The sequence below is a fragment of the Pseudoglutamicibacter cumminsii genome (genome assembly GCF_003143995.1).
GTDB classification, from domain to species: Bacteria; Actinomycetota; Actinomycetes; order Actinomycetales; family Micrococcaceae; genus Pseudoglutamicibacter; species Pseudoglutamicibacter cumminsii_B.
The window spans coordinates 98,589-120,509 of the sequence record NZ_QFWG01000002.1 but is presented as its reverse complement, the minus strand read 5'-3'; the positions used below and the strand labels follow the sequence as shown (position 1 = coordinate 120,509).

Here is a 21,921-nt window from a genome sequence, read left to right as displayed (position 1 = left end):
CGCCGCAGCGAACGAGGTAGGGCCAGCCGGGCGAGGCTCGCGGGCAGGCGGCACAGCCGACTCATTCTTACCGCGCACCGAGTCGGCTACGCCGCCGAACTCCGCCTGCTTTTCCTCAGGGGACATTTGCTTGGGGCTCACTTGGCCTCACCTTCCTGGGATGCAGAGTCACGTTCCAGCTCAGCGGCGAGCATCTCAGCCTGCTCGGCGAGCTGCGGGGTCTGCTCAACGTAGACGTACTTGAAGAGATCGTTCGGATCAGGGGTGATCTCGCGGTTCATCGCATCGCGAAGCTCCTTAGCGACCTGCTCAGCATGAGCCTTGATCTGCTCAGCCTTCTCGTCATCGAGCAGGCCCTCGTTGCGCAGGTAGGTCTCCATGCGGACCACAGGGTCCTTAGCGAGCCACTCCTGAACCTCGTCAGACTCGCGGTAACGCGTGTCGTCGTCAGCGTTCGTGTGCGCCTGCATGCGGTACGTCTCAGCTTCGATCAGCAGCGGGCCCGAGCCTTCGCGAGCGATCTTGACCGCGCGATCAAGTACAGCCAAAAGCGCGCCGAGGTCGTTACCGTCAACACGCTCACCGGCCATACCGTAACCAACAGCCTTGTGAGCCAACGATGGCGCAACGGACTGCTGTGCGAGCGGAACCGAAATCGCGTAACCGTTGTTCTGAACGAAGAAGATCACAGGCAGGTTGTAGACGGCCGCGAAGTTCAGTGCCTCGTGGAAGTCACCTTCCGAGGTCGCGCCGTCACCACACAGCGCGATCACGACCGTGTCTTCGCCGCGCATGCGTGCCGCGTGAGCGACACCCACAGCGTGAAGCAGCTGGGTCGTCAAAGGGGTCGACTGAACAGCGGTGTTGTGGTCATACGGGTTGTAGCCCTGGTGCCACTCGCCACGGAAGCCGGTCATGACTTCCTCCGGGACAACGCCGCGCGAAATCACGGCGACGGTGTCGCGGTAGGTCGGGAACAGCCAGTCACGTTCTTCAAGTGCAGCCGCCACTGCAACCTGGCACGCTTCCTGACCGTGGCTCGACGGGTACACCGCCATACGACCCTGCCGCACGAGTGCAGCGTTCTGGTCGTTGATGCGGCGGCCAACCACGAGCTTCTCGTATGCCTCGAGCAACCGTTCACCGTCCGGCAACGGGTACTCGTGACCCGGCGCAACACCCTGCTCTTCGCGTGGACGCAGACGCCCCTGCTCATCAATCAGCTGGACGCGCCCACGAGTAGGCAGCAGGTAGTCCTCTACCGAAATACCGAATGATTCCGATGCGCGCGAGACCGCGTCTCCAACGCGCGTTCCATCGAGCGGCTTAGTCACTTCAGCCCCCGACCCTGTGCTTTGGCTCACATGATCAGTCATGCCCTCTATGATGCCCGTTCAGGCTTTTCGTCGCCATGTATGCGAAAATGATCAGAGGATTTGCCGTCCTGCACAGCAAGTCCAGTAATTTGTCTACGCATCTGCCGTGGACACTGTCATTTTGTCCAGCGCTTCAAGGAGCTGTCTGCAGTGTCACAGAACCCGGCTTTCGCTCCCGCTCTAGACGCGGTCGACGCAGCCATCGTCTCCGAACTACTCAAAGATGGGCGTGCATCGGTCTCCGCGATCGCAAGCAACGTGCACATCTCACGAGCCCATGCTTATCAAAGGATCGCAAGCCTGCGTGAACGCGGGGTGATCACCGGTTATACGGCGACGGTCAACCACGCGGCGATGGGCCTTCGCTCATCAGCTTACGTGACCCTCAAACTGCGGCAGCACTCGTGGCGGGCCCTCCAAGAACGGCTCAGCCTGATCCCGGAAGTCCACCACTTTGCCCTCGTCGGAGGCACGTTCGATGTGATGCTTCTGGTGCGCGCGGCCGATAACGAAGCCCTGCGCCGCGTCGTATTCGAAGTGCTCCAGCCGATGCCGGAAGTCATGGACACCCAGACCCACCTGATCTTCGAAGACCACGAGCCCGAAAGCCCGGACGCATGACGAAGCAGCGCGGACAGAACCAGCCCGGAAAGAACGAACTCATGAACCCTGAGGACTTCGGGGCCCTCATCTCCGCGGTATCGCAAGCGCATTCGGAGTTCATCTATTCGGCCGAAGTCGTCGCTTCCGAAAACGATCTCACGCCGGCGCGCTGGCAGGTCATCCAGGCCGCGGCGCTCAAGCCAGCCACAGTGTCCGACATCGCCCGCGCCCTCGGCCTCACTCGTCAATCCGTTCAACGCGTGGCCGACGATGCGGTCAAGCTTGGTCTCGCAACGTACCGTTCCAACCCCAAGCATTCCCGCGCAAGCCTGCTAGCGCCCACCAAGAAGGGCCGCGCGGCTGTCGAGGCCACGCAAGCGGCGCAGGCCAAGTGGGTCGCCGCCGTCTCCTCCAGCCTCAGCGCCGAGCAAGCAGATCACGTACTCACCGCCATCGGCCTCATCCTGGACGCTAGCCAGCGCCACTGGGATGAGGCTGACGGGGGATGAAGCCGACAGCTGACGTGAGTTTTACCAGCGTTCGCGTGGAAGCGTCGGCTTGAATTCCGGCTTGCGCTTCTCCTGGAAGGACTTGAAGCCTTCCTGGTAGTTATCGGTGGTGCGCAGAACTTCCTGCAGGCGAGCTTCTTCGGCAACGGAGGCGTTGAAGCCGAGGTTCTCGTCGCGGATCTGGAACACGAGCTGCTTGGATGCTCGGTAGGAATCCAGCGCACCGCGGGCCACGCGGCCGGCGGTCTTACGCGTGAACTCGAGAACCTCATCGGCAGGCAGGGAACGCGAGAACAAGCCCTCACGCACGGCCTGCTCGCCAGAGATCAGCTCACCCGTGTAGATCAGGTCCAGCGCACGATGCGTGCCCAAGCGGGTCACGAACAGGTGGTGGCCGCCCGAATCGAGCAGAGCGCCGAGGTTAGCGAACGGGGAACCGATCTTCGCGTCCTCAGCAACGTAGACGACGTCGCAGGATGCCGCGAGACCCAAGCCCACGCCGAGGCACGCACCCGTGACCACGGCGAACGTTGGAACCTGCAGCCCGTGGATCGCGTCCATGACCGGAGCGGTCAGCTCGCCGAGGTAGTGGTTGACGTCGTCCTTGAGCGGATCAACCTGGGAAATATCGCGGCCTGCGCAGAACGCGCGGCCTTCGCCGCGCAGAATCACTGCCTGCACGGAACCTTCATTGATCTGCTCGGCAACCGTTGCGAGAGTGTCCTTGAACTCAGCCAGGCCGGCTTCGTCAATCGAGTTCAGCTTCTTCGGTGCGTCCAGAACAATCTCGAGAACACCCTGCTGGTTGCTCTCGGTACGAATCATCGACATGTTCTCTGTGGCCCTTTCAGTTATGAAAGCACGATGGGAAAAGCGACGGCCCGCCGGGTGGGCGGGCCGTCTAAGTTGGTTAGGCGTCGAAGTCGACGGCGACCTTGTCTGTCGTTGGGACGGACTGGCAGGTCAGGATGTAACCGGCGTCGAGCTCGTCCTGCTCGAGCGCGTAGTTCTCAGCCATGTCGACGTTACCGCTCACGAGCTTGGCGCGGCACGTACCGCACACGCCACCCGAGCAAGCGAACGGGACGTCCGGGCGGGCACGCAGTGCCGCGTTGAGGATCGTCTCGCGCGCTTCGATTGGGGATTCGACGGTGCCCTTGAGGCCGTCAACCTGGAACTCGATCTCGCGGGTCGGCTCGCCTTCTTCGATCTTGACTGGCTTGCCGTGCTGGCCGGTTGGGTCGCCGACCTGGCCGGTCGTGAACAGCTCGAAGCGGACGCGTTCAGCTTCAACGCCCTGCTCTGCGAGGTTGTCGCGAACCATCTGGACGAGCTCCATCGGGCCGCACAGGAACCACTCGTCTGCGAGGTCGGTGCGCAGAACCTTGTTGAGGAGCAGTTCGAGCTTCTCCTGGTCCAGGCGGCCGGTCAGCAGCGGCGAGATGCGCTGTTCACGGGACAGCACGTGGTGTACCGCGAGGCGGGATGGGTACTTGTCCTTGAGGTCAGCCAGTTCTTCAACGAACATCACGTCGGAGGACGAACGGTTCGCGTACACGAGGTCAACCTGGGAGCGCTCGTCTGCTTCGAGAACCGAGCGGGTAATAGCCATCACAGGGGTGATGCCGGAGCCCGCTGCGATCGCGACGAGGTGCTGGGCCTCGCCTGGGCGGACCAGGTCCTTCTTGGAGACGAACGTACCCTGCGGGCTCATGACGTCGATTTCGTCGCCCACCGCGAGGGTTTCGTTGGCCCACGTCGAGAACAGACCGCCCTGGTCCTTCTTGATGCCGACCTTGATTTCGCCGCGCACTGGCGCCTGGGAAATCGAGTAGGAGCGGCGCAGCTCAACCGGGGTGCCGTCGTAGGACGGGACCATGGCGCGCAGCGCTACGTACTGGCCTGGCGCGTAGTCGAACTCATCTGCGATTTCCTCTGGAACATCGAAGGTGACTTCAACAGCGTTCGCCGTCAGTCGGCGAATCTCGGAAACCTTGAGCGTGTGAAAACGGGCACGTTTGCGTGTGGTGGAAGCAGCTTCAGTCATGTCAGTGCACCTTGAAGTAGTCGAACGGTTCGTGGCAGTCATTGCACTGGTAGAGCGCCTTGCATGCCGTCGAAGCAAAACGAGTAAGTTCGCGGGTGTTCAGCGAGTGGCAGCGTGGGCATTTGACGCTCAGTCCGAGCATGACTTTGCCGCCATCTTTCGATAACCCGGCTGGTGGAGCGATACCGTATTCGGCGAGTTTCTTCTTGCCTTCTTCGGTCATCCAGTCGGTGGTCCACGCTGGGCTCAGCGTGAGGTCGACGCGCGCGCCGGCATAGCCTGCTTCGCGGAATGCGATGCGCAGGTCGTCGGCGATGGTGTCCATGGCTGGGCAACCGGAGTAGGTTGGCGTGATGGTCACGACGGCGGTGTCGCCGTCGAGCTCCACGTCGCGGAGGATGCCTAGGTCATGGATGCTGAGCACCGGGATTTCCGGGTCGTTCACGCTGGATGCGATTTCCCAGAGCGTGTCCTTGTCGGTTGCCGGCGCGCTACGTCGATCAGTTGTCACCACTTAACTCCTGGGTGTCGGTGGGCCAACACCTGCATTTCCATCAGGATGTAGCCCAAGTGTTCAGAGTGGTTGCCGGAACGTCCGTCAACGAGTGCACCTGGCTCCTCTGGAACCTCGAGGGAGGCTTCTTCGAGGACGGCCTTGATGCGGGTGTCCCACTCTTCGCGGAGGGTCGATGGCAGGACGGCGATGCCCTTTTCTGCCAGACGTTCCTGCAGTGGATGGTCGATGAAGAGCTCTTCAACGTGTGGCCACAGTACGCGGAATGCGTGGACCATCTTTTCGTGCGACTCTTCGGTTCCGAGCCCAAGGCGCAGGGTCCACTGCTGTGCGTGGTCCACGTGGTACTGGACTTCGCGCAGGGACTTGTCAGCAATCGCCGCGATCATTTCGTCTTCCGACTTCACGAGGCGGGAGTACAGCAGTTCAAGGTAGACCGAGAACAGCAGCTGACGTGCGATGGTCACACCGAAGTGGCCGTTTGGCTGCTCGACCATGACGAGGTTACGGAAGTCGTCTTCGTCGCGGAAGTAAGCGAGCTCGTCTTCGTCCTTGTCCCAGAACTTACCTGCGAAGGTCAGGAAGGAGCGGGCGTGGCCCAGCAGGTCCAACGCGATGTTGGCCAGGGCGATGTCCTCTTCCATTTCTGGGGCGTTGGAGACCCACTTCTGCAGGCGCTGCGAGAGGATCAGCGCGTCGTCGCCGAGCCACAGGGCGTATTCGGCGATGTCTTCGGAGCTTGGAGCTTCCTTGAGCGCGATGTCCTCTGGGCGGAGCGCGTGGCCTGGGGTTACACGAGTAGCGGAGGCAACGGAGTCACCGTAGCCAGCCAGTTGCTCATCGAGTTCCTCGGACTTCACAGGTGCTTCACCCCTTCAGACTCGGTGTAGTACATGGCGTGGCGGTAGTCCTTGCCCTTTGGCGATTCGAAGAATGCGCCCTTGTCCTGTGGGTCCGATGCGATGATGTCGTCGGACTGCACGACCCACAGGGACACGCCTTCGTTGCGGCGGGTGTAGAGGTCGCGTGCGTTGCGGACTGCCATTTCGGCGTCTGGCGCGTGCAGGGAGCCGGCGTGCACGTGGGACAGGCCACGGGACGAGCGGACGAAGACCTCCCACAGAGGCCATTCGTTGGTTTCTGCGAGCGATGCTCCGGTTGCGTTAGTTGGGTTCTCTGCGCTCATCAGGCTGCCTTCCTCACGTTTTCCTGCTGCTTACGTGCGTATGCTGCGGCGGCCTCACGTACCCAGGCGCCGTTTTCGTGTGCCTGGCGACGGTGTTCGAGGCGCTGAGCGTTGGCTGGGCCACCGCCCTTGACGACGCGCCAGAACTCGTCCCAGTTGAGTTCCTTGTGGATCCACTTGCCGGACTCTTCGTCGTAGCGCAGCTCTGGGTCTGGCAGGGTCAGGCCGAGGAACTTGACCTGCTCGGCGATCATGCCGACGAAGCGCTGGCGCAGGTCGTCGTTGGAGAAGCGCTTGATGTTCCAAGCCATGGACTGCTTGGAGTGCTTCGAGTCTGCATCTGGTGGGCCGAACATGCAGAGTGCTGGTTCGTAGAAGCGGTTGATGGCGTCCTGGGCCATCTGCTTCTGCTCCTCGGTGCCGCGTGCGAGTGCGAGCAGGGCTTCGAAGCCCTGGCGCTGGTGGAAGGACTCTTCCTTGCAGACGCGGACCATGGCGCGGCCGTACGGTGCGTACGAGCAGCGGCACAGTGGAACCTGGTTGGCGATCGCTGCGCCGTCAACGAGCCAGCCGATCGCGCCGATGTCGCCCCAGTACTTAGCTGGGTAGTTGAAGATCGAGGAGTACTTCGCGGTGCCGTCGAGCAGCTGCTCGACGAGCTCGTCGCGTGGAGTACCGAGGGTTTCTGCAGCCGAGTACAGGTAGAGGCCGTGGCCGGCTTCGTCCTGGACCTTGGCGATCAGGATGGACTTGCGCTTGAGGCTTGGTGCGCGGGTGATCCAGTTACCTTCCGGCTGCATTCCGATGATTTCGGAGTGTGCGTGCTGGGAGATCTGGCGCACCAGCGTCTTGCGGTATGCCTCTGGCATCCAGTCGCGTGGTTCTACGCGGCCGTCTTGTGCGATCAGGGCCTCAAACTCGGCTTGCGGATCGAAGTCCTGGCCGGTTTGCTCGGTCACGGTGGTGCTCATGATCAGCTCCTGCTTCCGATGAATAAGGTTTATGAGGGGCCAGCGCGATTTACTGACCGTTCGTTCAGGATATGTGATAACACTCTCACAAGGCAAGTTATTTCGCCTTGCTCAAGCTTCATCACTGTCTTAATGATCGCCGTGGGCCGACTCTCTTGTAAACATCATGGCGGCCGTTCAAACAACGATGCGGTGGCGGCACATTCTGTATGTGCCGGCCACCGCATCGTTATGTGGACCGCTTACAAAGGCTTTGTTAGAGCACCTTAGCGAGGAAGCTCTGCGTGCGTTCCTGTTGCGGGTTACCGAACAGCTGCTCAGGCGTGCCTTCTTCGCAGATGACGCCGTCGGAGAGGAAGAGCACGCGGTCGCAGACCTCGCGGGCGAAGCCCATCTCGTGGGTCACGAGGATCATGGTCATGCCTTCTTGAGCGAGGTCACGGATGACCTGCAGCACTTCGCCGACCATTTCAGGGTCGAGCGCGCTCGTCGCTTCGTCGAACAGCATGATCTGCGGTTCCATCGCGAGCGCTCGAGCGATCGCCACGCGCTGCTTCTGACCACCAGAGAGCTGCTGTGGGCGGGCCTGCGCCTTATCCGCCAGACCGACGCGCTCAAGCAGTGCCGCCGCTTTCTTGCGGGCTTCCTGCTTGTTGTAGCGTCCCAGCTCAACCGGGGCCAGCATCACGTTCTCTTCAACCGTCATGTTGGGGAACAGGTTGAAGTGCTGGAACACCATGCCGATGTTCTGGCGCACCTTGTTGATGTTGACCTTGGGGTCGGTGATGTCTTGGCCGAGGACCTTGACGGTTCCGCCCGTGGTTTCCTCAAGCCGGTTGAGGCAACGCAAGAACGTGGACTTACCGGAGCCCGATGGGCCGATCATCGAGATCACTTCGCCGCGCTTGACGTTGAGGTTCATCCCCTTGAGGACTTCGTTCTTGCCGAAGGCCTTGCGCAGGTCGGTGACTTCGATGACGGTCTCGGCCGCCGCATCGCCCGCCGCCTGCGCAGGTGCGTCCTGCGCAACGGTTGCGGCCTCGTTTACTTCATTGCTGTGTGGTTGGGTACTCACTTGTTCACCTTCTTATCCACGAGGTCAGCGATCCACGTGAGGATGGTGATGACCACGAAGTACATGATGCCGACGATGATGAGGGTTTCGGTCACGCGGTAGTTCGCTGCGTAAATCTGCTGTGCCTGGTAGAGCAGTTCGGCGAAGCCGATAGTCAGCAGCAGCGAGGAGTCTTTGAGCGTGATGACGAACTGGTTGATGATCGACGGCGTCGAGATCTTGACGGCCTGCGGCACGACTACGCGGCGCATCGACTTACCCCAGCCCATGCCGAGGGAGCGTGCAGCTTCCATCTGGCCTGGGTCGACGGCCTGGAGGCCACCGCGGACGATCTCAGTGAGATAGGCACCGGCGTTGAGCGACAGCGTCGCGACACCTGCCATGAAAATATCGCCTTGAACCTTCAACAGCTGCGGTACACCGAAGTAAAACAGGAATGCCCAGACCAGCAGCGGGGTTCCGCGGAAGATCGCGACGTAGGCGCGCGCGATACCGCGCAGCACGGCGCTGTTGGAGATGCGCATGAAGCCGAAGATGAGGCCCAGCGCCATAGCGATCACGAACGATACGCCGGTGATGATGAGGGTGTTGATCAGACCCTTCTGGAGTGCTGGCCAGGACTGCTTGAGCAGACCGAAGAAGTTGCCCGCGCTTTCAGCCTCTTCCGGGTCGAGGTACTTGTTCATGATCTTCTGGTATTCGCCAGAAGACTTGAGGTTTGCAAGCCCGCGGTTGAATGCCTTGAGCAGGTCCTGGTTCTCGCCCTTCTTGACGGCGAAAGCGTAGTCACCGCCAGGAATCTTAGGGGTCACAATCTTGAGGCCCGAGCCCTGGGTGATTCCGTAACGCAACACAGGGTCGTCGTCGAATACGCCGACCGCGGAGCCGTTCTTGACGGACTGGACCATTGCCGCGGACTGGTCAAGCGGCTTGATCTTGAAACCGTACTCCTTGGCAAGCTTCTTTGCGGCGCGCTCACCTTCGGAGCCGCCCTTGGCAACAACGGTCTTGCCTTTGAGGTCTTCGTAGCCCTTGACGTCGTTGTTGCTTTCGTCGATCGCCATGACTGAGCCGGACTCGTAGTACGCGTCGGAGAAGTCGAAGATCTTCTTGCGGTCATCGGTCACGCCCATGCCTGCAATCACGCCGTCGGCCTGACCCGAGGTCAGGGACGAAACTGCGGCCTGGAAGCCGAGCGATTTGAGGTTGACCTTGAAGCCCTGGTCTTCTGCGATCGCGTAGAGCAACTCCATGTCGATGCCGGTCATTTCACCGGTTCCTGGTTCGCGGAACACGAATGGAGCGAAGGTCGTATCGGTTGCGATCGTGAAGGTCTTGCCTTCTACCGACTCGTCTTTTTTCTCCGTTGAAGATACGGCGGCCGATGCGGTGGCCGGCTGGGGTGCGGGTGCTGCCTGGGCTGTTACTGCAGGCGTCAGGATCGCCGCTACTAGCGCAACAAGCATGGCCCAGATGGTCATCCGCTTGAGCGAAAGCTTGCCTTCCTGATTCCGCGTCCCGGATGCATCAGAGTGCGAGTAACTCATGTCGGGTCCGTTCTTTGGTCTCACATTTGATCCGCTGTTTGCATAACAGCGGCCCACACCCGAGGCGATGACGAACCAACGGCATTCACCCTTGGGTGAGGATGGTCACAGGTTTGTAAGCCTAACGGTTCTGATATTGCCATTCCACCTGCGATGATAGAGAAACGAGCTATTTGACCGTCTATTGATGCCAGTTTTGCCATCATACTGAGGGTTGAGGAAAGAGGTCTCATGCCTGTAAATCCGTGGGATACAGCGATGCGGGGAGGCTGGCTGCACACCCGTGATCATGGATCTTGCGTCATCGAGCCTCGTAACATTCGAGCTTCTGTGTGGCTTGCGCGTGGCTCTGCCCATTATCAGTTGCAAACCGATGCCTCTCTTTGTGACATCTTGGTCGCTATTGCTTCTCACGGCCTAGTCGGCGATGGCGCAGGTGCGGTCGATGCGCATGTTGATGTGCGCGCGACGTCCAGTTGCATCTCTTTCTCGGGCCCGTGCTCAGCTGTTGGAGCTGCTTGGGAACGGCTGGTTGGCCTGAGCTTGCATGACGCAGACCTCGACGCCGCGATCAAACCATCCCCACAGGTGTCATTGACGCACCACACCCCTCGCCACTGGCTCGCTGACGCGGCGGTCCGGACCGGCATCACTCAGTGGACGGCCGAGGCGCTTTCGCTCACGAACTCACACGATGACAACACGCTGTCACATCAGGTGCTTGCGGACCTCTTCGGGTCAGACGTTGCCCGACTCTGCAGGCTCACAGGACCCGACGCGCCCGAGGACCTCAACCTCGCAAGCCTCAGCAACGAAGCTCCCACTGACACCGATGACGGGGCATCGGCGTCTGTGCTTCGTAACACCGTTTTGGGCGCCGGCTCAGGTAAGTCCGGAAACCCTCAGCGCGCCGGAGTCTTCGCGATGAAACCTTCCAGGGTCGCGTTCACGGCCCTACTCCCCCATTCGGAAACCGGGCTCGCAGCAGCCCACGCGATCCGCACCCAGCTCGCCGCCTACTTCGCGGAGCAAGCCTCAGAGGGCGTGGAGCTTGAAGTCACGGCCCTCGGCGGCACCCTCGGCGTCACGGCACTGACCCCTCGCCCCGTATCCGACGTACAACGTGGCCAGATGGTCGCACGCGCCTTCGCGCACCCATCGGACGCCCTGCTCACCGAAGCCATCGAGGCCATCCAGCCCGCCAACGAGCACGCCACCTCCCCTGTGTTCTCCCCGGCGTTCTCCCCCGAACGGGTGTTCAGTTCCCGCCCGTTCGAGCCTGAGGTCCGCGCGGATGCTGTCGCGAAGGTTGTGGGGATGGCACGCAAGACGGTCCACTTGCCGTGGAGCGAAACCACCGCCCCTCACGGTTGGGAGTGGATTGTGTCGCCGCTGCATATCGACGCGTTCCCTACCGAATACCGCGGCTGGGACACGGATGTGCTCGCGACGATCGGCAAGGACACGTTCGCTGTGGCCCGCATGGCGCCCGGCAGCACGAACCAGGTTGAGTCTTTGCACGGTTTGTCCACCACGATCCCCTGCGTTGTGCTCGAGGACGAGGCCGGCCCGCACACGTGGGTCGATTCCGCGATGCGTTCGGTCGTGTGCGCTCCGGAGACCTTCCACGGCCAGCTGCGCGAGGACCTGGACAAAATCTTCGCGCGTGCTCCGCGTCTAAAGGCCCCATCGCCCGATGCGGTGGTTGCCGCTCGCGCGCACGCCGCTCAAGGTAGGCGGCGGCGCAAGCGCGCGCTCATCGGCGGCGGCGCGGGTGTAATCGCATTGTCGGCTGCCTGCGTGATCGGTCTGCTGACTCTGACGTAGCCGCGCTGTGCCGCGTTCAGTGGCGTCCCGCACCCCGCCACGATATGCCAGACCCGCCCCGCTATGCCGTAAGCGGAGTTTGTTGACGCTTTCGGGGATTTCTTTATTAGATAAGTCCCATGACTACGAATCCTGAATCTTCTACACCGCTGCAGCCTTCAACACCGCAGCCACCGGTAGCTGAGAAGCGCCCGGTTTCGGCGACGCATCACGGCCACACCCGCACCGATGAGTACGAATGGTTACGGAACTCGGAAGATCCTGAGGTCATCAAGCACCTCGAGGCCGAGAACGATTACGCCGACGCCGTGACCGCTGAGCAGAAGCCGTTGCGGGACGCGATCTACGAAGAGATCTCTGCACGCGTCGTACAGACGGACGTTGCGGTTCCTAAGCGTTCGCGCGGATGGTGGTACTACTCCCGCACAGTCGAGGGTTCGGCATACCCGATCCACGCACGCGTCAAGGCCGCCGACACCGGCGATCTCGCCGCCGACTGGACACCACCGGCACTCAAGCCAGGCGAGCCAGTCGAGGGCGAAGAAATCCTCGTGGATGGCAACGCTCTGGCCGAGGGCCACACGTTCTTTGCGCTCGGCGGCCTCGACGTGTCCCTCGACGGCACCAAGCTCGTCTACGCCGCGGACTTCACGGGCGACGAACGCTTCACTGTGTTCGTTAAGGACCTCACGACAGGGCAGTTGCTTTCCGACCGTATCGAGGGTGCGTTCTATGAGCCTGTTTTCACCCCGGACGGGCAGCGCATCGTCTACACGGTCGTAGATGAGACGTGGCGCCCGTATCAGCTCAAGGTCCACACGATCGGCACGGACGCATCCGAAGACACTCTCTTGTACCAAGAGGATGACGTCCAGATGTGGCTCGGTGCGGAAACGAGCGATGACGAGCAAGATCTATTGATCGTGGCTGGCAATTCCGAATACGCCGAGACCTGGATCTGGGAAGGCATGGAGGCCGGAACCGAGCCGCGTCTTCTGGTTTCGCGCGAGGAGCGCATCCTCAACAGCGTGACCCCGGTGACGGTCGATGGCCGCCGCCAGGCGCTCATTCTGCACGATGCAGACGCCCCGAACGGCCGCCTCGACATCGCGGACCTCGCCACGATCACGGACCGTTCCACGTGGCGCCCCGTGATCGCCGAGCACCCCGAGACCAAGCTCAACGATCTCGAAGCAACCAGCACCCACATCGTGCTTTCGGTTCGCGCGGAGACGACCCCGCGCGTCCGCATCTTCCCGCTGACCGCGCTCAGCGATGAAGCCCTTGCCGCCGGTGCTGAGCTGGAGTTCTGGGAGCCGCTTATTGAAGACGCGGGTGACGCCCCGGTTGCGGTCGAAGCGAGCTCGAACAGCTTCGAGGCACCTGTGATCCGCTTGCAGAAGGCCAGCGATGTCGTTCCGAATCAGGCCTACGATGCGGACCCAGTCACGCGCGAATGCCGGCTTTTGCACACCGCGCCGGTCAACAACTACAAGCCGGAGGACTATGTTGCGACCCGCGAGTGGGCTACCGCCCGCGATGGCGAGCAGATCCCGCTCACGGTGCTGCGGCGTCGTGATGTGAAAGCCGACGGCACGGCCCCGACGATCGTGTACGGGTACGGCTCCTACGAGATCTCGAACGACCCCCGCTTCGGCTACATGATCCCGAGCCTGTTGGACCGCGGCGTCGTGTTCGTGACCGCGCATATCCGTGGCGGCGGCGAGCGCGGCCGGCACTGGTACCTCGACGGCAAGAAGCTCAAGAAGGAGAACTCCTTCAACGACTTCGTGGATGCGACCCGCTGGCTCATCGAGGCCGGATGGGCTGATCCGAAGCGCATCGCAGCATTCGGCGGCTCGGCGGGCGGCCTACTCATGGGTGCCGTGCTGAATCAGGCGCCGGAGCTGTATCAGGCGGTCTTGGCGGCGGTTCCGTTCGTTGACCCGCTGACCTCGATCCTCGACCCGGACCTTCCTCTTTCGGCACTCGAATGGGAGGAGTGGGGCAACCCAATCGAGGACGAAGATGTCTACCGCTACATGCTCGGATACTCCCCTTACGAGAACATTACGAAGCAGGATTACCCGCTCATCGCGGCCCGCACATCGCTGCATGACACGCGCGTCCTCTACGTTGAACCAGCTAAGTGGGTTCAGCGTTTGCGCGAGTACACGACCTCCGGCAAGCCAGTGCTGTTCACGTGTGAAATGCACGGCGGGCACGGCGGAGCGTCCGGGCGTTACGAGATGTGGAAGGACCGCGCGTGGGAGTACGCGTTCATGCTCAGCGCGATCGGCATCGCCGAGTAGGAGCAATCGATTGCATAGACAGGGCTGAATCCCTGAATTTACTCGCTGAATTATGACTGGCCCGGCAACGTGATTTTTGACACGTTGCCGGGCCAGTCTTAAGATCGAATAACCGACCGTTCGTTCAGGCTGGGTGGTTGGACGTGCTTCAAAAGCGTCCCATAAACCCCGTCACAACACCGGCCGGTATAGCCCTACGCGCCGCTCGCCGGCGTACACCGACTGACCATGCACCGCTCACAACAGCGTGTGAATGTACACCGATGTGAAAGAGTACGTCGATGACTGAAACGAACACCGAGCTCGGCTCGCGTCTGGCTGAACACCACAAGATCCTCGAGTTCGATCACTGCACCCACTGGATGGGCATCGAACCGATCAAGGCTGAGCCCGGCTACGCAGAAATCGAGATGACCCCCCGCAAGGAGATGCTCAATGGATTCGGCATCGTCCAGGGCGGAATGCTCTTCACGTTCGCTGATGTCGCGTTCGCGATGGCCTGCAATGAACCAGCCGGCTCCGAAACCAGCTACACGGTCGCGCAGGGCGTCGACGTCAACTTCCTCAAGCCAGGCCTACCCGACCTTCCGATGCGAGCCGTTGCCCGCGTCGTCAACCAATCCGGCCGTTCCGGGCTCTACGACATCACCGTGACCCAAGAACGCGCCGACGGCAGCACCGAAACGCTCATCGAGTTCCGCGGCCGCTCGCGCACCATCAACGCGGCCCCGCCAACCGTGCGCTAAAGCCACCCGCCGCATCGCACGGCACCAGACCTTTACAGACCTTCGTACAGACGCCCCTATCTCCCCGCCAGGAGGAAACATGTCAAAGATTGTCCTATCCGATCAGGGCCAGCTCGATCCCGAAGAGAAAATGAGCGTGGACCAGATCCGCGAAATCCAGACCGAGCGCACCGCCAAGATCCTCAAGTACGCGTACGAAAACGTTCCGCTGTACACCAAGAAGTTCGACGACCAGGGCGTACACCCTGACGACTTCAAGGAACTCTCCGACCTCGCGAAGTTCCCATACACGACCAAGGAAGACCTGCGCATCACCTACCCATTCGGCATGTTCGCCGTGCCAATGGAGCAGGTCGCCCGCATCCACGCTTCCTCCGGCACCACCGGCCGCGCAACCGTGGTCGGCTACACCAAGAACGACCTCGACACGTGGGCACGCCTCGGCGCGCGCTGCTTCCGCATGGCCGGTGTCCGCCCGGGTATGAAGGTCCATAACGCCTACGGTTACGGCCTGTTCACCGGCGGCCTCGGCGCACACGCCGCGATCGAAGCGGCTGGCGCAACCGTCATCCCGATGTCCGGCGGCCAGACCGACAAGCAGATCACCCTGATCGAAGACTTCAAGCCAGACGCGATCGCAGCGACCCCTACCTACCTGCTGACCATCGGTGATGCGATGCAGAAGAAGGGCCTCGACCCACGCAAGACCTCGCTGCGCTACGCAATCCTCGGCGCCGAGCCATGGACCCAGGAAATGCGCGACGAGCTCGAGGACATGTTCGACCTCAAGGCATCCGACATCTACGGCCTCTCCGAGGTCATGGGCCCAGGCGTTGCCGGCGAAAACTACGAGTTGCAGGACGGCTCCCACATTTGGGAAGACCACTTCGCTCCAGAAATCATCGACCCATTCGATGAGCGCCGCCAGCTCGGCGACGGCGAAGAAGGCGAACTCGTCTTCACGACGCTGACCAAGGAAGCCCTCCCGATCATCCGCTACCGCACGCACGACCTCACCCGTCTGCTGCCAGGCACCGCACGCGAAGGCCACCGCCGCATCGGCCGCATCTCCGGCCGCTCCGACGACATGATCATCCTCCGCGGCGTGAACCTGTTCCCATCGCAGATCGAAGAGCTCATCTTCAAGGTTGAGGGCCTCTCGCCGCACTTCCAGCTCGAGATCACCCGTCCAAAGCGTATGGACGAGCTCACCGTCAAGGTCGAGCGCCGCGACGACTGCACGAGCGACCGCGCAGATGAGGCAGGCAAGGAACTGCAGCGCCTCATCAAGATCCACATCGGATCTTCGTGCCGCATCGACGTTGTCGAGCCAGCCACCCTGGAACGCTCGATGGGTAAGCTCAAGCGCATCTACGACCTGCGCAACAAGTAAAACCCGCCTTACCCGCAACGGTTAAGCCAGCGCGGGTAGGACAGCGCGGGAAGAACAGCGTGGAGGGGTGGATCCGTCACAACCGACGGACCCGCCCCTCCACACGCTTAAACCCGAAACGTTAATAAACCCCAACTCCAGGACTGCGCTAGAATCGAGCATTCTGCATACCAAGGACGGCACACATGACGAGCACACCCGCCACCAACCCGCGCTCCGAAGCGAGCGGGACCACTGGCGCGCGCCGCGGACGCCCCGGCTACAACACCGCGACCGTGCTCAGCATCTGCGTGGACATGTTCACCAAGCACGGCTACGACGCCACGAGCATGGGGATGCTCGCCGAACGGCTCGGCATCTCTAAGTCCGCGATCTACCACCACGTGCCGTCCAAACTCGACATCCTGCGCCAAGCCCTCGACGCCGCGCTCGACCCGCTCGAAGAAGCGTTCCGCTACCACATCGCCAACCCTGAGCCCACGGCACTGGCGACACTGCGCGCGCTCATGTCGGAAACCATCGAAGTGCTCGTGGAACGCCGCCCCTACGTCCTGTTGTTGCTGCGGCTGCGTGGCAACTCGGAGGTCGAAGTCGCGGCGATGCAGCGCCGACGCAAACTCGACCGGCTCACCGCGAGCATCGTCGAACAAGCGATCGAAGAAGGCAGCATCCGCGGCGACCTCAACCCCGGCAACGTAGCCCGCTACATGTTCGGTACCATCAACTCCCTCGTTGAGTGGCTTCGCGTGGACGATTCGATGTCGACCGAGAGCGCCAAACGCGGCGTTCTCTCGCTCCTCTTCGAAGGCCTCGAAACCTCGCGCTAACCCCGCCGCTAGCCCTACATAGCCCGACACAGCCCCCAGATAGAATGGACCCTCGTGGATCAACTGATTTCTGAGCTTTCCGGCGCACCCGCAGGTAGCGCGGCCTCCAACCTAACCCTGCTGAACATCGGCTTCTTGCTGTTCGTGGCGATCGGCAACCTTTTGCTCGCCCACCGCAACGAACTCGGTTGGTGGTTCAGCATGCTCGGAACATTCTTCGGGTTCATCGCCGTGGCCCTCTACCCGGGCAGCGCCAACTGGATGCTGTTGCTTGGCGCGCTGCCGCTCTTCGCGGTCGGCGCAGTGGGTCTCGCGTTGTGGAGCAAGCATCCGCTCGCTGGTAAGTTCACGCGAGCCGTGCCTGTCGCGAACTTCTCGATCATGGGCGCGATCATGCTGCTCGTCTACACGGGTGTTGCGGCCCTGCTCCAGTTCGGCCCTGACCTCGCACATCCGGATCTGATCTTCTCTGAGATCATGCACATCGCATGGCTCAACTTCGCCCTCAACGCGCTCATCATGGCTGGCCTGCTGGGTGTCGGTTTCGGCTCGCGATGGGCGTGGTCGCTCATCGCGATCGGCGGCATCGGCATGACAGTGGCTTCCGCGCTGTTGCCTCGCCTGACCGGCGGTCCGCAGCCTCTGCTCGCGCAGCTGTTCGGCATGATCCTGCTGACCATCAGCGCGATCTATGCGTGGCTCATGTGGTTCCGCCCCACCCCGGAGCCGCTCCCGCAGGTAGAAGACGACGAGGACGAGTTCTAAAGCCCGGCTCTCACATCCTGACCTGTTGGCAACATTTATGTCTTCATTAGAAATCTCTACAAGTTAAACCTCGTCACACTAGACACGATTTCAGCTTTTTGCGCCAAAACCTGCAAAAGTGTCTGTAACGCAAGAACCACCTGAGCCAAGTGGGCCGGTGGCAGTCACACCTAGTGGGAGGTCTCTATGTCTAAGCCGCAGGCAGTCGAACAATCTGCTGGCCACCTCATTGTTGAATCACTCAAGGCCCACGGCGTCAAGCGCACCTACGTGGTCCCGGGTGAAAGCTACCTCGACGTGCTCGATGGCCTCTACAACTCCGGCATCGAAAGCATCGTGTGCCGCCACGAAGGCGGCGCAACCTACATGGCTGAAGCCGAAGGCAAGCTGAACGACGTTCCTGGCGTAGCGATGGTGACGCGCGGCCCAGGTGCCGCTAACGCCCACGTCGGCCTGCACACCGCATGGCAGGACTCGACGCCGCTCGTGCTGTTCGTCGGTTTGATCCCGTTCCAGCACCGCGACCGCGAAGCGTTCCAGGAATTCGACCCTAAAGCGTGGTTCGGCACCGGCGCCAAGCGCGTCATGGTCCTCGACCACCCAGAGCGCGCATCCGAGATCGTAGCCGAGGCCATGTTCGCCGCGGTTTCAGGCCGACCTGGCCCCGTCGTCGTCGGCCTTCCGGAAGACGTGATCCGCGAAAAGGTCACCGTTCCAGTTCACCCGCCAATCCCGGTAGCGACCGGCGGCATGACCGTTGAAGACTGGAAGGCGCTCAAGTCCGCGCTGCTCGAGTCTGAGAAGCCACTGTTCGTGTTCGGCGGCAACGACTGGACCGACGAAGGCGCCAAGGCCTTCACCGCGTGGCTCGAAGACCACCAGCTCGCGGCCGCCGCTGAATGGCGCTGTGAGGGCCTCGTACCGTTCTCTTCCCCGTCCTACGTTGGACCGATCGGTTACGGCCGCCCACGCCCAACCTATGACCTCCTCGAAGAGACCGACCTGCTCGTGTTCGTCGGAACCGTGCCGGGCGACGTCATCACCGACGGCTTCAACATCCGGCAGAACTGGGAACAGAAGAACTTCATCGTCTCGATCGACCCATCACTGCGCGGCCGCTCCGGCCCAGTGACCCACCAGATCGTCGCGAAGCCAGACACGTTCGTGCGCGACCTCGTCCGCATGGACCTCGACGTCAAGCCAGAGTGGAAGGCCTTCACCGAGCGCATGCGCGGCGAGCAAGAGAAGTTCGCTACCCTGCCTGGAGCCTCGACCCGCAACGAGCAGGCAACGATGGACGCCCTCATGGCGCACCTCGTACCTGCCCTGCCGGAGAACTCGATGGTGACCCTCGGCGCCGGCGAGCACACCAACTGGGCGCACCGCTACTTCCCTACCGAGTTCTACACCGCGATGATCTCCGCACGTAACGGCTCGATGGGTTACTCGATCCCATCCGCTGTGGCCGCGAAGCTCGACAAGCCAGAACGCTTCGTCGTGACCATCGCAGGCGACGGCGAGTTCCTCATGAACGGCCAAGAGCTCGCAACCGCAGCCCAGTACGACGCCGCGATCCTCGTGGTCGTGATGGACAACGCTGAATACGGCACCATCCGCACCCACCAGGAACGCCAATACCCAGAGCGCGTCTCCGGAACCCAGCTCAAGAACCCGAACTTCGCGAAGATGGCGGACGCGTTCGGCGGCAAGGGCTTCCTCGTCGAAACCAACGACCAGCTTCCAGAAGCCGTCAAAGGCGCCGTAGAGACCGTTGAAGGCGGACAGTTCGCGCTGATCCACCTCAAGGTCCCACAGCGCCACAAGGCTTACTAAGCGGCGGAGCCGTCGCGGCATATTAAGCGGCGGAGCCGTCGCGCTTATTAAGCGACGCTGACGACGTGGGCCGGCCACCGTTGCTGGTGGCCGGCCCACGTATTTAATCCGCGAAGGCTTAAACGTGTGAGGGGCGTGCCAGCTATGTAGCTGGCACGCCCCTCACACGTTTCTATGGAAGATTACTTCCAGTCTTTGTAGGTCGTGTTTTCCTTTTCAACCAGGGTCAGCACGTCGTAGGTTGCTACGATCTCGCCGTTCTGGTTGTGGAGCACGGCATCCCAGGCGACCTCGCCGTATTCGTCGGTCACGCGTGGGGTGATGCGCTTAGCGGTCAGGGTCACGCGAACCGAGTCATCGATGCCCACTGGGGTGATGAAGCGCAGGTTCTCGAGGCCGTAGTTCGCCAAGACTGGGCCCGGCTTTGGCTCCACGAACAGGCCAGCAGCCCAGGAAACCAGCAGGTATCCGTGGGCGACGATGCCTGGGAAGAACGGGTTAGCCTCCGCGGCCTCGTCGTTGGTGTGTGCGTAGAAGGTGTCACCGGTCGTGTTAGCGAAGTCGGTGATCTCCTGGCGGGTAGCCTTGCGCAGGCCGGACGCGAAGCCGTCGCCCACACGCAGCTCGTTGAGCGGGATGCGGAATGGGTGGCGGTACTTATCCGAGCCACCGAACTCTGGGTCGCCAGCGAGGCGCTGCTCGGCGCCCGTGTGCCACACGCCGGTCACGGCGGTCAGCATGTCTGGGGAGCCCTGCAGTGCGGTGCGGGACATGTGGTGCTTGATAGCGCGAACGCCACCGAGCTCCTCGCCGCCACCGGCGCGGCCTGGACCACCGTGGATCAGGTGTGGAACCGGGGAGCCGTGGCCGGTCGAGGTCTTCATGGTGTCGCGGTTCAGCACGTGCACGCGGCCGTGGTGGCCCGCGATGCCCTTAGAAACTTCCGCCACGACCTCTGGGTCGTTCGAGCACACGGTCGCAACCAGGGAGCCCTCGCCCATAGCGGCCAGGCGCACAGCGGACGCGGTGTCCTCGTACTCTGCGATCGAAGAAACCGGGCCGAAAGCCTCAACCGAGTGGAGCTCAGGGGTCTCGGCGTCCTCGAAATCGAGGATGACTGGCGACATGAACGCGCCGTCCTCAACCTTGCCGCCTTCGGCAACCAACGCATCGTCAGCGCTTTCCGGCGTACCGTAAGCGACCTTAGCGCCGGCGTCGACGAGCTTCTGGACCGCGCCGCGCACGTCCTTGAGCTGATCCATCGAAACCAGCGCACCCATGCGGGTTTCCTCAACGCGTGGGTCACCGACCTTGCCGCGCTTATCCAGCTCGGCACCGAGCGCCTTCACAACAGCGCCCTTGAGGCCTTTCGGAACGAAGATGCGGCGAACCGCGGTGCACTTCTGGCCAGCCTTAGCGGTCATCTCAACCGCAACAGCCTTGACGAACGCCTCGAACTCTGGGGAGCCCTCGGCTGCGTCTGCGCCGAGGATCGCGGCGTTGAGCGAGTCGGTTTCCGCGGTGAAGCGGACACCGCCGCGGGTCACGTTCGGGTGCTCGCGCAGCGCGTGAGCCGTGCTTGCGGAACCCGTGAACGCGACGATGTCGCGGTAGTCGAGGTGATCGATCACGGTGCGCGCCGAACCCGTGATGAGCTGCAGCGAACCCTTCGGGAGCAGGCCCGAGTTGGTCATCTGGCGCACGACCTCAACGGTCAGCTGAGCCGATGGGGTTGCTGGCTTAACGATGGTCGGCATGCCCGCAACGAACGCCGGCGCGAACTTCTCGAGGAAGCCCCACACCGGGAAGTTGAACGCGTTGATCTGCACAACCACACCCGGCAGAGCCTGCATGATGTGCGTACCGAGGAACGAGCCGTCACGCGAGAGAACCTCGACTGGGCCCTCTTCGATCACGTTCGAGTTTGGCAGCTCACGGCGGCCCTTCGAAGAGAACGTGTAGAGCGTGCCGATACCGCCGTCGATATCGATCATGCCGTCACGAGCGGTAGCACCCGTCGTGAGGTTCAGGCGATCCATTTCTTCACGGTTGGCCTGGAGGTACTGGGCGAGCTGCTTCAAAATCAGTGCACGTTCGTGCAGCGTCAGCTCGGAGAGGTTCTTCTGCCCCACAGTGCGGGCATGGTTGATCATGGCGTCAAGGTCGAGGCCCTCAGCGGAAACGGAGCCAATGACCTCACCGGTCGATGCATCGTATACCGGGGTTCCCTTGGCGTCGCCAGCCGGGGTCCACCATTCGTCGCACGCGTAACTTGGCAGAACGTCGGTCACCGTGGAAGTGCTCATAAGGATGCAACATCCCTTTCCTGAACGATCGGTCAGTTTTCCTTACCAGACTACCAGCGCGCGAGGCGTACATCACTAAAAAGG

19 protein-coding genes are annotated in these 21,921 nt (G+C 62.0%); 9 read left to right on the top strand and 10 right to left on the bottom strand.

Going from position 1 to position 21,921, the window contains the following annotated elements:
* Positions 1–137 precede the first annotated feature (137 nt).
* Positions 138–1,376 (bottom strand): pyruvate dehydrogenase (acetyl-transferring) E1 component subunit alpha, encoded by a 1,239-nt coding sequence (gene pdhA, locus CAY35_RS02335; RefSeq protein ID WP_109303158.1) that lies wholly within the window; start codon positions 1,374–1,376, stop codon positions 138–140.
* Positions 1,377–1,526: 150 nt separating this feature from the next.
* Here pdhA and CAY35_RS02330 point away from each other — a divergent pair, with 150 nt between their 5' ends.
* The gene (locus CAY35_RS02330) at positions 1,527–1,997 is read left to right on the top strand and encodes an Lrp/AsnC family transcriptional regulator (protein ID WP_101630394.1); all 471 of its coding nucleotides are present in this window, start codon (positions 1,527–1,529) and stop codon (positions 1,995–1,997) included.
* Positions 1,994–2,488 carry a MarR family winged helix-turn-helix transcriptional regulator gene (locus CAY35_RS02325; protein WP_109303157.1) on the top strand — a complete coding sequence of 165 codons (495 nt, stop codon included), beginning with the start codon at positions 1,994–1,996 and terminating at the stop codon, positions 2,486–2,488. The genes CAY35_RS02330 and CAY35_RS02325 overlap by 4 nt, the downstream gene beginning before the upstream one ends.
* Before the next feature lie 21 nt (positions 2,489–2,509).
* On the opposite strand, the gene CAY35_RS02320 is transcribed toward CAY35_RS02325, so the two are convergent.
* The 8 genes from CAY35_RS02320 to CAY35_RS02285 form a co-directional block, all read right to left on the bottom strand.
* On the bottom strand, positions 2,510–3,319 hold the full coding sequence (locus CAY35_RS02320) for an enoyl-CoA hydratase/isomerase family protein (protein ID WP_375231736.1): 810 nt from the start codon (positions 3,317–3,319) through the stop codon (positions 2,510–2,512).
* 79 nt (positions 3,320–3,398) lie between these two features.
* Positions 3,399–4,535: a 1,2-phenylacetyl-CoA epoxidase subunit PaaE gene (paaE, locus tag CAY35_RS02315; protein WP_101630392.1), complete on the bottom strand. Its 1,137-nt coding sequence runs from the start codon at positions 4,533–4,535 to the stop codon at positions 3,399–3,401.
* Position 4,536: 1 nt separating this feature from the next.
* Complete coding sequence (gene paaD / locus CAY35_RS02310; RefSeq protein ID WP_204880237.1) at positions 4,537–5,046, bottom strand: 1,2-phenylacetyl-CoA epoxidase subunit PaaD; 510 nt, start codon at positions 5,044–5,046, stop codon at positions 4,537–4,539.
* Positions 5,043–5,909 (bottom strand): 1,2-phenylacetyl-CoA epoxidase subunit PaaC, encoded by an 867-nt coding sequence (gene paaC, locus CAY35_RS02305; protein WP_109303156.1) that lies wholly within the window; start codon positions 5,907–5,909, stop codon positions 5,043–5,045. Before paaC ends, paaD begins: the two co-directional genes overlap by 4 nt.
* Positions 5,906–6,235 carry a 1,2-phenylacetyl-CoA epoxidase subunit PaaB gene (paaB, locus tag CAY35_RS02300; protein ID WP_101630390.1) on the bottom strand — a complete coding sequence of 110 codons (330 nt, stop codon included), beginning with the start codon at positions 6,233–6,235 and terminating at the stop codon, positions 5,906–5,908. Before paaB ends, paaC begins: the two co-directional genes overlap by 4 nt.
* Positions 6,235–7,206 (bottom strand): 1,2-phenylacetyl-CoA epoxidase subunit PaaA, encoded by a 972-nt coding sequence (gene paaA, locus CAY35_RS02295; protein ID WP_101630389.1) that lies wholly within the window; start codon positions 7,204–7,206, stop codon positions 6,235–6,237. The genes paaB and paaA overlap by 1 nt, the downstream gene beginning before the upstream one ends.
* Positions 7,207–7,462: 256 nt before the next feature.
* Positions 7,463–8,182, bottom strand: coding sequence for an amino acid ABC transporter ATP-binding protein (locus CAY35_RS02290; protein WP_309136520.1), 720 nt, complete (start codon positions 8,180–8,182; stop codon positions 7,463–7,465).
* A gap of 95 nt (positions 8,183–8,277) precedes the next feature.
* Positions 8,278–9,828 (bottom strand): ABC transporter substrate-binding protein/permease, encoded by a 1,551-nt coding sequence (locus CAY35_RS02285; protein WP_258265593.1) that lies wholly within the window; start codon positions 9,826–9,828, stop codon positions 8,278–8,280.
* A gap of 393 nt (positions 9,829–10,221) precedes the next feature.
* Between CAY35_RS02285 and CAY35_RS02280 the strand changes: the two genes are divergently transcribed.
* From CAY35_RS02280 to CAY35_RS02250, 7 genes are all read left to right on the top strand, one after another.
* Entirely contained in the window at positions 10,222–11,655 is a 1,434-nt protein-coding gene (locus tag CAY35_RS02280; protein WP_146191897.1) for a hypothetical protein, read from the top strand.
* A gap of 119 nt (positions 11,656–11,774) precedes the next feature.
* Positions 11,775–13,967 (top strand): S9 family peptidase, encoded by a 2,193-nt coding sequence (locus CAY35_RS02275; RefSeq protein WP_109303153.1) that lies wholly within the window; start codon positions 11,775–11,777, stop codon positions 13,965–13,967.
* Between the two features lie 281 nt (positions 13,968–14,248).
* Positions 14,249–14,713 carry a hotdog fold thioesterase gene (locus CAY35_RS02270; protein WP_101630386.1) on the top strand — a complete coding sequence of 155 codons (465 nt, stop codon included), beginning with the start codon at positions 14,249–14,251 and terminating at the stop codon, positions 14,711–14,713.
* Positions 14,714–14,792: 79 nt separating this feature from the next.
* Entirely contained in the window at positions 14,793–16,106 is a 1,314-nt protein-coding gene (locus tag CAY35_RS02265; protein WP_101630385.1) for an AMP-binding protein, read from the top strand.
* 185 nt (positions 16,107–16,291) lie between these two features.
* Positions 16,292–16,933 carry a TetR/AcrR family transcriptional regulator gene (locus tag CAY35_RS02260; RefSeq protein WP_109303152.1) on the top strand — a complete coding sequence of 214 codons (642 nt, stop codon included), beginning with the start codon at positions 16,292–16,294 and terminating at the stop codon, positions 16,931–16,933.
* A 54-nt stretch (positions 16,934–16,987) separates the two neighbouring features.
* Positions 16,988–17,698 (top strand): hypothetical protein, encoded by a 711-nt coding sequence (locus CAY35_RS02255; protein ID WP_109303151.1) that lies wholly within the window; start codon positions 16,988–16,990, stop codon positions 17,696–17,698.
* Positions 17,699–17,884: 186 nt separating this feature from the next.
* Positions 17,885–19,531, top strand: a complete 1,647-nt coding sequence (locus CAY35_RS02250; RefSeq protein ID WP_109303150.1) for a thiamine pyrophosphate-dependent enzyme — start codon at positions 17,885–17,887, stop codon at positions 19,529–19,531.
* 182 nt (positions 19,532–19,713) lie between these two features.
* On the opposite strand, the gene paaZ is transcribed toward CAY35_RS02250, so the two are convergent.
* Entirely contained in the window at positions 19,714–21,837 is a 2,124-nt protein-coding gene (gene paaZ, locus CAY35_RS02245) for a phenylacetic acid degradation bifunctional protein PaaZ (protein ID WP_109303149.1), read from the bottom strand.
* Positions 21,838–21,921 lie beyond the last annotated feature (84 nt).

What these genes read in the sequence shown, in the direction of transcription:
- CAY35_RS02260 (WP_109303152.1), top strand. Translation starts at nt 16,292, where the DNA reads ATGACGAGCACACCCGCCACCAACCCGCGCTCCGAAGCGAGCGGGACC.
- CAY35_RS02265 (WP_101630385.1), top strand. Translation starts at nt 14,793, where the DNA reads ATGTCAAAGATTGTCCTATCCGATCAGGGCCAGCTCGATCCCGAAGAG.
- paaA (WP_101630389.1), bottom strand. Translation starts at nt 7,206, where the DNA reads ATGAGCACCACCGTGACCGAGCAAACCGGCCAGGACTTCGATCCGCAA.
- CAY35_RS02250 (WP_109303150.1), top strand. Translation starts at nt 17,885, where the DNA reads ATGTCTAAGCCGCAGGCAGTCGAACAATCTGCTGGCCACCTCATTGTT.
- paaZ (WP_109303149.1), bottom strand. Translation starts at nt 21,837, where the DNA reads ATGAGCACTTCCACGGTGACCGACGTTCTGCCAAGTTACGCGTGCGAC.
- pdhA (WP_109303158.1), bottom strand. Translation starts at nt 1,376, where the DNA reads ATGACTGATCATGTGAGCCAAAGCACAGGGTCGGGGGCTGAAGTGACT.
- CAY35_RS02270 (WP_101630386.1), top strand. Translation starts at nt 14,249, where the DNA reads ATGACTGAAACGAACACCGAGCTCGGCTCGCGTCTGGCTGAACACCAC.
- CAY35_RS02325 (WP_109303157.1), top strand. Translation starts at nt 1,994, where the DNA reads ATGACGAAGCAGCGCGGACAGAACCAGCCCGGAAAGAACGAACTCATG.
- CAY35_RS02320 (WP_375231736.1), bottom strand. Translation starts at nt 3,319, where the DNA reads ATGTCGATGATTCGTACCGAGAGCAACCAGCAGGGTGTTCTCGAGATT.
- CAY35_RS02275 (WP_109303153.1), top strand. Translation starts at nt 11,775, where the DNA reads ATGACTACGAATCCTGAATCTTCTACACCGCTGCAGCCTTCAACACCG.
- paaE (WP_101630392.1), bottom strand. Translation starts at nt 4,535, where the DNA reads ATGACTGAAGCTGCTTCCACCACACGCAAACGTGCCCGTTTTCACACG.
- CAY35_RS02285 (WP_258265593.1), bottom strand. Translation starts at nt 9,828, where the DNA reads ATGAGTTACTCGCACTCTGATGCATCCGGGACGCGGAATCAGGAAGGC.
- paaB (WP_101630390.1), bottom strand. Translation starts at nt 6,235, where the DNA reads ATGAGCGCAGAGAACCCAACTAACGCAACCGGAGCATCGCTCGCAGAA.